Genomic DNA, 13,569 nt, shown 5'->3' on the forward strand with positions numbered 1-13,569 from the left:
ATCCAATGTGGGAGCTGGCTTGTGTGGAAGCAGGCAAGCCAGCTCCCACAGTTTTTATCGCATTCCGTCAGGTCAATCGTTGAAGTCGTAGTGCAATTCGTTATCCCGCGTGCTGATACGCACGCCCGCCAGCGCCTTGCCTTCGAGCATGCGCGTGAGGAATTCACGGCTCATGTCCGGCAGCAGGCTGTTGGTCAGAATGGTGTCGATCATGCGCCCGCCGCTTTCGGTTTCGGTGCAGCGCGAGACGATCAGGTCGACCACCGCATCGTCGTAGTCGAAGGCGACCTTGTGGGTGCTCTCCACGCGCTTCTTGATGCGGTCCAGTTGCAGGCGAGTGATCGCCTTGAGCATCGTGTCGCTCAGCGGGTAGTAAGGAATGGTCACCAGGCGGCCGAGCAGTGCCGGCGGGAAAATCTCCAGCAACGGCTGGCGCAGGGCCTTGGCGATTTCTTCCGGCTCGGGCGTGTTCGCAGGGTCTTTGCAGACATGCGAAATCAGCTCGGTGCCGGCGTTGGTGGTCAGCAGGATCAGGGTGTTCTTGAAGTCGATCACCCGGCCTTCGCCGTCTTCCATCACGCCCTTGTCGAACACCTGGAAGAAGATCTCGTGCACGTCCGGGTGGGCTTTTTCCACCTCGTCCAGCAGCACCACGCTGTAGGGTTTGCGCCGCACCGCCTCGGTCAGCACGCCGCCTTCGCCGTAGCCGATGTAGCCCGGTGGCGCGCCCTTGAGGGTCGACACCGTGTGGGCTTCCTGGAACTCGCTCATGTTGATGGTGATCACGTTCTGCTCGCCGCCGTACATGGCTTCGGCCAGGGCCAGGGCGGTTTCGGTCTTGCCCACGCCCGACGTGCCGGCGAGCATGAACACGCCAATCGGCTTGCTCGGGTTGTCGAGGCCGGCGCGGGAAGTCTGGATGCGCTTGGCGATCATCTGCAACGCGTGGTCCTGGCCAATGATGCGCTTCTTCAGGTGCTGGTCGAGGTTGAGCACGGTCTCCAGCTCATTGCGCGCCATACGGCCCACCGGGATGCCGGTCCAGTCGGCGACCACCGAGGCCACGGCCTGGTAATCCACGGTCGGCAGGATCAGCGGGGTTTCGCCTTGCAGGGCCGTGAGGCGCTGTTGCAGGTCGACCAATTGGGCGCGCAGCTCATCGTTGCCGCTGTCCACCACGCCGGCTTTTTCACGCAAGGTCGCGCGGGTCGCCAGCAGTTCGTCGACCAAGGTTTTCTCTTCGGCCCAGCGGCTTTCCAAGGTGGCCAGGCGTTCACGCTCGGCACTCAGCAAGGCTTCGCTGTTGGCCTGGCGTGTACCGATGGCGATGCCGATCGCGTGTTCGCGGGCGATGATCTGCAACTCGGTTTCCAGCGCTTCGATGCGGCGGCGGCTGTCGTCGACTTCAGCCGGCACGGCGTGCAGGCTGATGGCGACACGGGCGCAGGCGGTGTCCAGCAAACTCACGGATTTGTCCGGTAGCTGGCGCGCAGGAATGTAGCGGTGCGACAACTTCACCGAGGCTTCCAGGGCTTCGTCGAGAATCTGCACCTGATGGTGTTTTTCCATGGTCGAGGCCACGCCGCGCATCATCAGCAGTGCCTTGTCTTCCGACGGCTCGGCCACTTGCACGACCTGGAAACGCCGGGTCAGCGCCGGGTCCTTCTCGATGTGCTTCTTGTACTCGGCCCACGTCGTCGCGGCCACGGTACGCAAGGTGCCACGGGCGAGGGCAGGCTTGAGCAGGTTGGCGGCGTCACCGGTGCCGGCGGCGCCACCGGCACCTACCAGCGTGTGGGCTTCGTCGATGAAGAGGATGATCGGCTTGGGCGAAGCCTGGACGTCTTCGATGACCTGGCGCAGGCGCTGTTCGAACTCACCTTTCATGCTCGCGCCGGCTTGCAGCAGGCCCACGTCGAGGCTGCGCAGTTCCACGTCTTTGAGCGCAGGCGGCACATCGCCGGCGACGATGCGCAGGGCGAAACCTTCGACCACGGCGGTCTTGCCCACCCCGGCTTCACCGGTGAGGATCGGGTTGTTCTGGCGCCGACGCATCAGGATATCCACCAACTGGCGGATCTCTTCGTCACGGCCCACGATCGGGTCGAGCTTGCCGCTGCGGGCCTGTTCGGTGAGGTCGACGGTGAAGCGCTTGAGGGCTTCCTGCTTGCCCATCGCACTCGGCGCCATCGCGCCGCTGGCTTCGCCTGGTACCGCACCGGCATTGAAACCGTCGCTGGCGCTCAAGGCATGTTCGGGCGAGTCGCCGACGTATTCGTCAAAACGTTCGCTCAGGGCTTCGGCCTTGATCTTGTCGAACTCCGAAGACAAGCCCAGCAACGCGTGGCGCAGGCTCGGGGTCTTGATAATACCGAGCACCAGGTAACCGGTGCGCACCTGGCTTTCGCCGAACATCAGGCTGCCGTAGACCCAGCCGCGTTCTACGGCCTCTTCGACGTGAGATGACAGGTCAGTGATCGAGGTCGAGCCGCGCGGCAGGCGGTCCAGGGCTTCGGTCAGGTCGCGGGCCAGGCGTGCCGGCTCGACGTTGAACTGGCGAATGATGCGGTGCAGGTCCGAGTCCTGCAGCTGCAGCAACTGGTGAAACCAGTGGGCCAGTTCCACGTACGGGTTGCCCCGCAGTTTGCAGAACACGGTGGCGGCTTCGATGGCCTTGTAGGCCACGCTGTTGAGTTTGCCGAACAGTGCGGCGCGACTGATTTCACCCATGCTCTGGATTCCTTGAGGTGGTGGCGTGATCGGCGTAGTGCCGGGCCAGGATTAGGTCGTTGGCGTCTTGTGCAGGTTTGCCGAGCCAGGTGTTGAAGCCCAGGCGGAACTGGCCGTTGAGTTGCAGCGTCGGCACTTCGGGTTGTTGCAAAACCAGGTTCAGGTCCCAGTCCAATTCATGGCCCAGGTACTCGGCCACCCACGCCACCAGCTCATTGAACGGCTGGCTGCCGGGCAGCATGCCCATGTAGTCATCGAGCTTGAGCGGGCCGAGGCGGATGCGAAATTTATGCTGGCGGTCCCACACGTGGCTGCCCAGGCAAAAGTCCACGCCCAGTTGATTGGCGCTCACGCTGACGCGGCTGCGCTCGGGCAGCTCCAGCCATTGACCGACGTATTCCTCGATCTCCACGGGCAGGCCGAAGTACTCGCCGAGGATCGCCTTCAAGCCGTCCGGGTAGCGGGTTTGCGCCGACAGGTGACCGCTGTAGTGCAGCTTCGCGGTGTCCGGAATCAGGCCCTGGTTGAGCAGGCTCGGCATGCCGCGGCCACTCAAGGCCGCCAGGCGTGCGGACCAGTAGTCGTCGTCCGGACGGTCGTGGCTGACGGTCGGCCGCGCCTCGGCCCAGGCCCGGTAGAACAGGCTCAGCAGGCGGTGGTGGAAAATATCCAGGAACTGTTTGCTGGTGCTGTCGGCGTTGTTGCGCTGACGCTCGCGCACGTACTCGGTGATGTGCAGCGGCAACGGGCCGTTGGGGCCGCCGAGGCCGAAGAAGAACTGCTCCAGCCGCGCCGGCTTGCCGTCGCCACCCGGATCGACCGAGGCCAGGGTCGCCGGGGCGAAGGTGCAGTCGGCCTGTTGCCCGAGGCGCAGCGGGTCATCCGCCAGGCGCAGGGAATGGCCCAGGCGTGGCAGCTCCGGCGATTCGCACTCGATACGCCGCAATGCCTGGAAAAAATCGTATTCCCAGGGCTCCTGATGCATCGCATCCAGTGTATTCACAGGGTCGGACGCCGCCCGGGCTTGGCTTTCCATCGCATGATCTCGCCGCGTTCGGTGGTACGGATCACCGTCTCGGTAAAACTGTTGATCGACACGTAGCGTGCCAGGAAGCGCTCCAGCACTGCACCGAGCAGGAACACGCCAGTGCCGCGAAACGCGTTTTCATCGAATTCCAAGGTGATTTCCAGGCCGCGACCAAACACGATCGGGCCGGGCATCGGCAAGCGTCGGGTCACCGCTTTGCTGCTGACTTCGCGCAGGCCTTCGATCTGCAATTGCAGGGCGGCATCGTTGCTGTCGCCGTACAGGCGCAGCAGTTCGCGCAAGGCGCCGGCGCCCTGGCCTTGTTCGCTCAGCGACAGGTAGTTGAGCGACAACTGGCTGATCAGGCGCCAGGCCTTGGCATCATGGGCGTGGCTGGCGCGCGGGCGGCTCGGGCCGGCAACGCAACGCACGGCCAATACCGGGGCGCTGTCGGCCAGGGTGAAGTCGGTCTTGCCGTTGCCCACACTCATGAACAGCGGCAAATCGCGGTTGGTGCACAGCGCGGTCACGCCAAGTTGGCGCAGGTCGTGGCGGTACGGCGCCTGCTGACTGTCGACCAGGCTGACGAAGGTTTCACTGCCCACATACGTGGAGCGCGGACCGTTGCGGCGCTGATCGCTGGACAGCACACGCGGCTCGCGGCGCACGGTGTAGTAGGCCTGGTCACGACCATACCGCGACGGATCGCGTACCGCGTAGAACGGCAAAAACGGCTGTTCCGGCCCCGTGCCGTGGCCGGTGATGCCGCTCAACGAATGAATCTCGAAGTCCATCGGCCGGGTGCGGTCGGCGATCACATGGTGTTCGTTGACCCGGTCGGACAAGTGGATGCGGTCCACCCGTTTCGCAAACAGGTTGATGGCCGGCGTGCAGAACGGCATGAACTGCGCGGCGCCGACACTGCCTTCCAGGCTCGGCTCGTGACGGTCGAACAGGACGATCAGCTCCAGTTCCTGGCCGTCGCAGCGTTTGACCGCGCGGCCCAGCTCGGCGAATTCGACGAACAGGAAGCGATGGGGCAGGGCGAAGTATTCCTGCAGCAGGCGATAGCCCTGGAATGCCCGCGCGACCACGGGCATCGCCGCGTCGGCGTCGTCAAACCCCCGCGAGCGCAATGCGCCTTGAGGCAGGCGTTCGACCCAGTCGCCACCGGGCTTGCGCGCGAACACCGCGCAGGCGTTGCCGAGCAATTGCTCGTAGAGACGGAACGGTTGCTCGTCGGCGCCGCTCAGGTACAGCGGCAGGTTATCGAGGTCGAGGCTGTTGAACGGCAATTCGGCGCCGGTGCGCAGGGTCAGGCGCAGGCCGGCCTTGGCTTTCGGCTCGCTGGCGGCCAGGCGGCCGAGCACGGCGGCGGGGTTGCCGAAGTACTCGGCGCCGCTGACTTGCAACGGCCACAACGTCACCGGGTGTGCGGTGCGGTACTCGCAGCAGGTCTGGGTCTCGCGGCCCAGCGCGGCACGCAACACCGTGTCGCGCGGCAGCGGGAAGCCACTGGCCAGGGAGCCTTCATCGGGATCGGTCTGCAATTGCACCACGGTCATCGACGGTGTCGGTGCCAGGTAGTGCGGGTAGGCGATTTCCAGCAGGTTGTGGGTGAAGGTCGGGTACTCGGCGTCGAGCTTGAGCTGTACGCGGGCCGTCAGGTAGGCAAAGCCTTCGAGCAGGCGTTCGACGTACGGGTCGGCGCAGTCCATGCCGGACAGGGTCAGCCGACTGGCGATCTTCGGGTATTCCTTGGCGAACTCGGCGGCGCTTTCGCGCACGTGGTGCAGTTCCTGGTTGTACAGCTCCAGCAGGCGCGGGTTCATGGGCGCCTCCGCTGGTCGGCATTCACCACGCGTACATGGCCAGACTCCAGGTCGAGGTCGGTTTGCAGCAGCAGGCGCAACGGCACCGGTTGTGCCCACAGGTCGCCTTCGATCTCGAAACTCAGCGCGTTGTGGTTCATCTCGCCATGGCCGACGCGGGCTTTGACCCGCAAGGTGTGGCGCAGGATACGCGGCTCAAACGTGGCGATGGCCTGGTAGATCAGGGCTTCCAGGGCCTTGATATCGACGCTGGATACACTGTTGCCCGCCAGTGCCGGCAGGCCGTAGTTGACCACCGAAGTACCGGCCGGGGTGTGCAGGGTGGCATCGGCATCCAGCAACGACGTGGTGTTGAGCAGCCACGCCAGGTCGCGTAGAACCGAGGCTTTCAATTGGGTCAGGGACAGCACGCGTTTGTCGGCGCTTTCCTTGGGATTGGTCGGGTCGTCGTCGGTCAACCGGTCCAGCAGGGACGGTTGCAGACGGTCGCGGGAAGCGATTTCAGTTACCACCAAAGCAGCTCCACGGACGGGTTGCGAGAGGAACACAAAGCCTTGGGCCGTGGCGCCGGGCCACGGCCGCAAGGGTTATCAGCGCTTGGTGTTGGAACGGATATTCCAGCCAAACTTGATCGCGCCGCCGTCTTTGGTGCCGTCGGCTTTCTGCGGCTGGTAGTCGACCATCACTTGGGCGAAGTTCAGGGTGACGTTTTCGGTCAGGCGGTCATCGGTGCCCGAACCGCCGGTGCTCAGCGAGGTGACCAGCACTTCTTCCAGGTTGATCACCATGTACTCGACCTGGCTCTCGCCACCGGCCTTGCGCACGGTCAGCTTGACCTTGTCGATGTGCTTGCCGCTGGCGCAGTGCATCATCAGGTTCGGCGACGCCTTGTCGACGTACTTGGTCAGCGACAGGTCCTGGATATTCACCTTGCCCGCACCGCCGCCACCGCCCACGTGCATGTTGCCGGACTGGGCCATGCCCCAGCTCCAGTTCAGCACGTCGATTTCGTCCTTGTGGGCCTTGTCCATGGACTCGCCCTTGATGTCGCCGATCTTGATGAAAATATCAACAGCCATGTTTTCTCCCTGTGTGGCGTGCGCCACTCGATTTGGTTTGTGTGGGAGCCCGCTTGTGTGGGAGCGGGCTTGCTCGCGAAAGCGGTGTATCAGCCTGAGATGTTTCGACTGACCCACCGTATTCGCGAGCAAGCCCGCTCCCACACAAGCCCGGCTCCCACAGAAGAGCTAGCTCATCCGATGTTTAGGCGCTTTTCGCCGAAGGCAGCTTCGATACCAGGCGCAGCGACACGGTCAGCCCTTCAAGCTGGTAGTGCGGGCGCAGGTAGAACTTGGAGTTGTAGTACCCCGGGTTGCCTTCGACGTCTTCCACGATCACTTCGGCTGCCGCCAACGGGTGCTGGGCCTTGGTGGTCTCGGTGGAGTGCGCCGGGTCGCCGTCGACGTAGTTGAGGATCCAGTCCTGCAACCAGCGCTGCATCTCGTCCTTCTCTTTGAAGGAGCCGATCTTGTCGCGCACGATGCACTTCAAGTAGTGGGCGAAACGGCAGGTGGCGAACAGGTACGGCAGGCGTGCGGCCAGGTTGGCGTTGGCGGTGGCGTCCGGGTCGTCGTATTCGGCCGGTTTCTGCAGCGACTGCGCGCCAATGAATGCGGCGAAGTCGGTGTTTTTCTTGTGCAGCAGCGGCATGAAACCGTTCTTCGCCAGTTCCGCTTCGCGGCGGTCGCTGATGGCGATTTCGGTCGGGCACTTCATGTCCACGCCACCGTCATCGGTCGGGAACGTGTGGGCCGGCAGGTTTTCCACTTCACCGCCGGACTCCACGCCACGGATGCGCGAGCACCAGCCGTAGTGCTTGAACGAGCGGTTGATGTTCACGGCCATCGCGTAGGCGGCGTTGGCCCAGGTGTATTTGGAGCTGTCGGCGCCGTCGGTGTTTTCTTCGAAGGCGAAGGCTTCCACCGGGTCGGTCTTGGCGCCATATGGCAGGCGCGCCAGGAAGCGCGGCATGGTCAGGCCGATGTAGCGCGAGTCTTCCGATTCACGCAGCGAGCGCCAGCCGGCGTATTCCGGGGTGGTGAAGATCTTGGTCAGGTCGCGCGGGTTCGACAGTTCCTGCCACGAGCCCATGCCCATCACGGTCGGCGACGCTGCAGCGATGAACGGCGAGTGCATGGCGGCGCAGACTTTCGACAGCTCGCCCAGCAGCTCGACGTCGGGTGGCGATTGGTCGAAGTAGTAGTCGCCGACCAGGCAACCGTACGGTTCGCCGCCGAACTGGCCGTATTCTTCTTCGTACATCTTCTTGAAGATCGGGCTCTGGTCCCAGGCAGTGCCCTTGAATTTCTTCAGGGTCTTGTGCAGGTCCGGCTTGGAGATGTTGAGCACGCGGATCTTGAGCTGCTCATCGCTCTCGGTGTTGTTGACCAGGTAGTGCAGGCCACGCCAGGCGCTTTCCAGCTGCTGGAAATCCTGGTGGTGGATGATCTGGTTGACCTGGGCGGTGAGCTTGGCGTCGATGGCGGCGATGATCGATTCGATCGACTTGATCGCGTCATTGGACACCAGGTCGGTTTGCGCCAGGGCCTGCTCGGCCAGGGTGCGCACGGCGGTTTCCACGGCTTCGCGGGCACGCTCGGTCTTGGGCTTGAATTCTTGCAGCAGCAGGTTCGCGAACTCGCTGGCTTCTTCGGTAGCCCCCAGGATCTGGGAGCCTTCGCGGGCGGTATTGTCCGTCATGATTATTGGTCCCCTGCAGGCTTGGGTGCGCTGGCAAGTGCCTGGAGCAATGCCGGGTCCTTGATCGCCTTCATGATGATTTCTTCAGCGCCAGTCTTGCCGTCCATGTAGGTCAGCAGGTTGGCCAGCTGGGTACGGGCTTCGAGCAGCTGGTTCAGCGAATCGACCTTGCGGGCCACGGCCGCCGGGCTGAAGTCGTCCATGCTTTCGAAGGTGATGTCCAGGCTCAGGTTGCCTTCGCCGGTCAGCTCGTTGGGGACGTGGAATGCCACGCGCGGCTGCATGGCCTTGAGGCGCGAGTCGAAATTGTCGACATCGACTTCAAGGAACTTGCGGTCGGCCACGGGCGCCAGAGGCTCGGCAGGCTTGCCGGCGAGGTCGGCCATCACGCCCATCACGAAGGGCAGCTGGACCTTTTTCTCGGCGCCGTAGAGCTCGACGTCGTACTCGATCTGCACTCGAGGCGCGCGGTTGCGCGCGATGAATTTCTGAGAACTTTGCTTCGCCACGTTGCTGCTCCTGGTCGCTTGAGCGACGGTGTTGTTACTGCACGCTCGGGCGGCTTACTCGCCGTCCGGACCGCGCAGGTTTTCAAATTGGGACATGCCGTCGGGAATCAGGTTGCGCACGATGGCCGCGAAGTCGGCGTGCACCAGATTCTTGGCCCGGTTCAACAACACCGGCAGCGGGCTCGAAGGCTCGTGCCGGGTGTAGTACGCAAGGATTTTGTCGAGGCTGCGCAGCACGTCATCGCGGCTGGCGATATCGCCAGTGGGGCGCGGTGCTGCGGGGGCTGCAGCGAAGTCGACCGAGGGGGCATTGTCGTCACTGACGGCCTCGGGTTCGCTGCGGGTGTCGCTGTTCGGTACGAATTGGTTGAGGATTTGCAGGGCCTGCTTGAGCGGTTGCTTCAACAGGCTGAGGTCGACGCCTTGGGCCGAACCGACCTGGTCGCTGACCTGTTGTTCGATGGCTTCGCAAGCGGCGCGCGCGGCGCTCAGGGCATCGCGGGTGGCCTGTAATTGCTCGGGGTCGCTGTCCAGGAACGCGGCGTTGAGTTGCTGCGCGCCGAGCTGCTCATCGGGGAAATTCATCAGGCCGCTGGCGTTCAGCGCGGCCCGCAGGCTGACCGGGCCGAAGGTGCGCGAGCGGGTGAGAATGCTTTCGCGCAGCAGGCGAATGGTCGCGTCGCTGGTCAGGCCGGACAGTGCGTTGATGCGAACCGTGGGGTCGTTATCGTCGTCGGCATCCAGGCGTGGGTGCAGGTCGGCCCAGTATTCGCGCAGCAGCGCGTTGATCAGCGTGAGCACTTCTGCGAGCCCGGCCACGCCTTGCAGGGCGAGCGAGCTTTGCAACAGGAAATGGGTGATTCGCAGGTCCTTGCTGCGCTGCAACAAGTCGAGGCTTTGCTGCTGGATGCTGCGCCATTCCGGCGGTTCAGCGGGCAAAATCGAATCGCCCATGCTGCGCTCGGGTTGGCCCTTGGCATCACGCTCCAGTTGGAGAAAGTCCGCGTCATATTCCATGTCTTCGCCACACGGCGAAGTTGCGGAAACGGCGGTGAGCAGCAACGGCACATCCACTGAAATTGATCTCCCTATCAGCCCGTTAGATGGCGGGCAATGCATGCATTAGTTGCGCGAGGAACTTTGCATGTTTTCTTGGTCATATAAGCAAGATGCCACTAATGTGCCATCACTGGTATTCAAGAAGTTGTGCATTTTTGGTGTAGTACTTAGGGCTTGTCAAGGTAAGCTATTCGCCCTCTGTGACAGATGTGCGGTGCTTAACAACCTGCACGACTGGTGGGTCGAACGGCGTATCGGGACAGGATTTTTGTCATGGAGCCCAGTTAAGATCAGCGATCATGCTGGTATCGGCAGGTTGTGGACGGTCGATTGCACGACCAGATGGGGATCTCCCGGGAACCGCTCGGCCCGGGAATCGACTGCGCGCGAAGTATCAGCAAGGAGGCAAGATGTCGCTGTGTTTGACTATCACTAGTTATCACAAGATCACCCCTGGGCAATGCTCGGAAAAGTCCATGAATCAGGGCTCGATGGCTATCGGCCGCAGCGCGGACAATGACTGGGTGTTGCCTGACCCTGAGCGGCTGGTGTCTTCACAACACTGCGTTATTCAATACAAAGAAGGCCGTTATTATTTAACCGATAACAGCACCAATGGCGTGGAGTTGGTCAACGCCGGTATTCGGATGCGCCGGGGTAACAGCGAACCCCTGCAAAATGGCGAGTTGATCCGCATTGGCGATTACGAGATCCAGGCGCGTATCGACTTCAATGTGCAGGCGGTCGACAGCCAGCCGTTTGCCGGGGATTCACCGAACAGTTTTGAAGCGCTGATGGGCGCCGTGGTGAGCACTCCCACGCCGACGCCGGTGATTGCGCCGCAGTTCCATGGGGCGTCGTCGATGGACACGCTGCCGGACTTGTTCGACTTCCTCAGCCCCACTGCCGTACCCCCCCCGACGGTACCGGACCACGTGCCGTCCGAGCAGCATGACTTCCGCCCCCCGACCCCTGTGGTCGTCGAGAAACCCGTGGTGCCGATTTCGGTCATTCCCGAAGATTGGGACCTGTTTGGCGACACGCCCGCACCGGTCGTCAGCGCACCGCCCCCTCCGCCGTCACCGCCGCCTGCGCCCATTACCCCGCCGCCGCCCGTGGTCGAGCCCGTGCTCCCGGTGGCCGACAGCCAACAGCCGGATCTGTTGCAAGCCTTCCTGCGCGGTGCCGGCCTGGACCAGTTGCGCCTGGACCGGGCCGATGCCTGCGCGCAGATGGAAAGTATCGGCCGCAGCTATCGGCTGATGGTCGAAGGCTTGATCGATGTGCTGCGCGCCCGCGCCAGCCTCAAGGGCGAGTTCCGCATGCAGCAGACGATGATCCAGCCCGCTGAAAACAATCCGTTGAAATTCGCACCGAATGCCGACGAAGCGTTACTGCTGCTGCTTCGCCATGGCAACCAGGCGTTTATGGCGCCCGATGCTGCCGTGCGCGACAGTTTCGACGACTTGCGCGCCCACCAGTTGGCGGTGATGGCCGGTGTGGAAGCAGCGATCAAACACCTGCTCGGGCGTTTCGAGCCGGCGCAGCTGGAAGAGCGCATGGGCAAGCCCGGCGGTCTCTCGAGTCTTTTCAACGGCTCGCGCCAGGCCCAGTACTGGCAACAATTCACCGAGCTCTACAGCAACATTTCCCGCGAGGCCCAGGAAGACTTCCAGGACCTGTTCGGCCGCGAATTCAGCCGAGCCTATGAGGAACACAGCGCACGCCAGCGTCGCTGACCCGCAACACATGGATTAACGGATAGCTAAGTACGTCATTGAGGACGCAGGATGATTCCCAGGTTTTTATTCGCAGTCGCCACACTGCTTCTGCTGACGGCGTGCGCCAAGGATGCCGCCAAACCCGACGCCGCCACCGAGGCGCCAGCGGACACCGCCGCCGTCGAGCTGCACTTCCACGCGATTGCCGGGCTCAACCCCGGCGCCAACGGCCAGGCCGCCCCGGTACGGGTGCGCATCTTCGAACTGAAAAACGCCGCCACCTTCGCGCGCTCCGATTACTTCGCCCTGGCTGACCGCGCGCAATCCACCCTCGGCCTGGACCTGCTGGACCAGGATGAAGTCATGGTGCAGCCCGGCGAGCAACTGAGCATCCAGCGCGACCTCGACCCGTCCACGCGCCAGATCGGGCTATTGGTCGGCTATCGCGAGTTGGACCGCGCGCAGTGGCGCACGGTGATCAACGTGCCAGCGCGCCAATACACCGAATACCAGATCAGCCTCGATGTGCGCGCGGTGCGCGCCGACGTCGTGGTTGCCCCATCCAGCCCTGCCCAATAACGCAATCGGAGCCCCCATGTCCTGGAACAATCGCGTGGTCTGGTCGGAAGGCATGTTCATCGGAACGCAGCACTTCCAGCAGCATGACCGTTACCTGGAAAACCTGATCGACGCCCGCAGCCGCCCGTTGTCCGTGGGCGCCTGGGGGTTCTCCGAGCTGCTGATCGACCAGGGCCTGCTGGCCCAGGGCAAGCTGGCGATCGTCTCGGCGCGCGGCCTGTTGCCCGACGGCACGCCGTTCAACATCCCCCAGGATGACCTGGCGCCAAGCCCGCTGAATATCGATGACTCCCTGCGCGACGGCCTGGTGTACCTGGCCTTGCCGCTCAAGCGCGCGGGCGCCCGTGACACCGTTGATGACGGCGAAGACTTGGGCGCTGCGCGCTATGTGAGCCAGGTGCGCGAAGTGCGCGACGACAACGCGCCGTTCGAGAACCGCGCACCGGTGGCCGTCGGTTCGCGCGCCTTGCGTCTGTTGACCGCGCAGGATGGCATCAGCGACTACGCCGCCATCGGCCTGGTGCGCATCAAGGAAAAACGTGCCGACCGCGCACTCGTGCTCGATGACAGCTACATCCCGCCAGTCCTCGATGTGGCCGCGAGCAAACCGCTGACCGCGTTTCGCAGTGAGCTGCTCGGCCTGCTGCACCAGCGTGGCGAAGCCCTGGCCGGCCGCGTGGTCGCCTCGGGCGCGGGAGGCGCCTCGGAGATTGCCGATTTCATGCTGCTGCAACTGGTCAACCGGGCGCAGCCGCTGCTCCAGCATTTCAGCCAATTGAGCCCACTGCACCCGGAGCGCTTCTTCAGCGAACTGGTGAGCCTGGCCGGTGAGTTCTCGACCTTTTCCACCGCCGGCCGACGTCCGCAGGAATACCCGCAGTACCAGCACGACGACCTGGCCCTGAGTTTCACCCCGCTGATGGCGGCCCTGCGTGAGGCCCTGTCGATGCTGATCGACAGCAAGGCCACGCCGATCCCGATTGTGGAGAAAGCCTATGGCGTCCACGTGGCGATGCTGGCGGACAAAACCCTGCTCGACAGCGCCAGTTTCATCCTCGTGGTGCGCGCCGATGTGCCGGGCGAAACCCTGCGCGGGCGCTTCGGCCAGCAGAGCAAGGTCGGCTCGGTGGAGCACATCCGCGACCTGGTCAACCTGCAACTGCCGGGCATCGGCCTGCTGCCGCTGCCGGTGGCGCCGCGCCAGATCCCGTACCACGCAGGCTCCACTTACTACGAGCTGGACCGTGGCAGCGAGCACTGGCAGCAGTTGAGCAACTCCGGTGGTTTTGCCTTTCATATCGCCGGGCAATTCCCGGGCTTGAACCTGGCCTTCTGGGCGATCCGAGGATAAT

General features: G+C 63.5%; 11 protein-coding genes. 3 read left to right on the forward strand and 8 right to left on the reverse strand.

The genetic code is table 11. From position 1 onward, the window contains the following. Nucleotides 1-72: 72 nt before the first annotated feature. The 8 genes from tssH to tssA all read right to left on the reverse strand — a co-directional run bounded on the left by tssH (nucleotide 73) and on the right by tssA (nucleotide 9,932). Nucleotides 73-2,730, reverse strand: coding sequence for a type VI secretion system ATPase TssH (gene tssH, locus AC07OJ_RS12175; RefSeq protein ID WP_495094595.1), 2,658 nt, complete (start codon nucleotides 2,728-2,730; stop codon nucleotides 73-75). Then, nucleotides 2,723-3,766: a type VI secretion system baseplate subunit TssG gene (gene tssG / locus AC07OJ_RS12180; RefSeq protein ID WP_065902535.1), complete on the reverse strand. Its 1,044-nt coding sequence runs from the start codon at nucleotides 3,764-3,766 to the stop codon at nucleotides 2,723-2,725. The genes tssH and tssG overlap by 8 nt, the downstream gene beginning before the upstream one ends. After that, entirely contained in the window at nucleotides 3,730-5,589 is a 1,860-nt protein-coding gene (gene tssF, locus AC07OJ_RS12185; RefSeq protein WP_065902533.1) for a type VI secretion system baseplate subunit TssF, read from the reverse strand. The genes tssG and tssF overlap by 37 nt, the downstream gene beginning before the upstream one ends. Next, nucleotides 5,586-6,101: a type VI secretion system baseplate subunit TssE gene (tssE, locus tag AC07OJ_RS12190; protein ID WP_005792513.1), complete on the reverse strand. Its 516-nt coding sequence runs from the start codon at nucleotides 6,099-6,101 to the stop codon at nucleotides 5,586-5,588. Before tssE ends, tssF begins: the two co-directional genes overlap by 4 nt. A 78-nt stretch (nucleotides 6,102-6,179) precedes the next feature. Next, complete coding sequence (locus AC07OJ_RS12195) at nucleotides 6,180-6,668, reverse strand: Hcp family type VI secretion system effector (RefSeq protein ID WP_005792512.1); 489 nt, start codon at nucleotides 6,666-6,668, stop codon at nucleotides 6,180-6,182. A 184-nt stretch (nucleotides 6,669-6,852) separates the two neighbouring features. Further along, complete coding sequence (gene tssC, locus AC07OJ_RS12200; RefSeq protein WP_032884437.1) at nucleotides 6,853-8,349, reverse strand: type VI secretion system contractile sheath large subunit; 1,497 nt, start codon at nucleotides 8,347-8,349, stop codon at nucleotides 6,853-6,855. A 2-nt stretch (nucleotides 8,350-8,351) separates the two neighbouring features. Next, the gene (gene tssB / locus AC07OJ_RS12205) at nucleotides 8,352-8,858 is read right to left on the reverse strand and encodes a type VI secretion system contractile sheath small subunit (RefSeq protein WP_010207547.1); all 507 of its coding nucleotides are present in this window, start codon (nucleotides 8,856-8,858) and stop codon (nucleotides 8,352-8,354) included. A gap of 54 nt (nucleotides 8,859-8,912) precedes the next feature. Next, a complete protein-coding gene (gene tssA, locus AC07OJ_RS12210; RefSeq protein ID WP_495094596.1) occupies nucleotides 8,913-9,932 on the reverse strand; it encodes a type VI secretion system protein TssA in 1,020 nt (339 codons plus the stop codon). Nucleotides 9,933-10,327: 395 nt separating this feature from the next. Here tssA and tagH point away from each other — a divergent pair, with 395 nt between their 5' ends. The 3 genes from tagH to tssK are packed head-to-tail and all read left to right on the forward strand — an operon-like array spanning nucleotide 10,328 to nucleotide 13,568. Continuing rightward, a complete protein-coding gene (tagH, locus tag AC07OJ_RS12215; RefSeq protein ID WP_495094597.1) occupies nucleotides 10,328-11,656 on the forward strand; it encodes a type VI secretion system-associated FHA domain protein TagH in 1,329 nt (442 codons plus the stop codon). A gap of 51 nt (nucleotides 11,657-11,707) precedes the next feature. Continuing rightward, entirely contained in the window at nucleotides 11,708-12,217 is a 510-nt protein-coding gene (tssJ, locus tag AC07OJ_RS12220) for a type VI secretion system lipoprotein TssJ (protein ID WP_213551336.1), read from the forward strand. 16 nt (nucleotides 12,218-12,233) lie between these two features. Beyond that, nucleotides 12,234-13,568 (forward strand): type VI secretion system baseplate subunit TssK, encoded by a 1,335-nt coding sequence (gene tssK, locus AC07OJ_RS12225; protein WP_495094598.1) that lies wholly within the window; start codon nucleotides 12,234-12,236, stop codon nucleotides 13,566-13,568. Nucleotide 13,569 lies beyond the last annotated feature (1 nt).

Source organism: Pseudomonas sp. GW821-FHT09C08, from assembly GCF_059418125.1.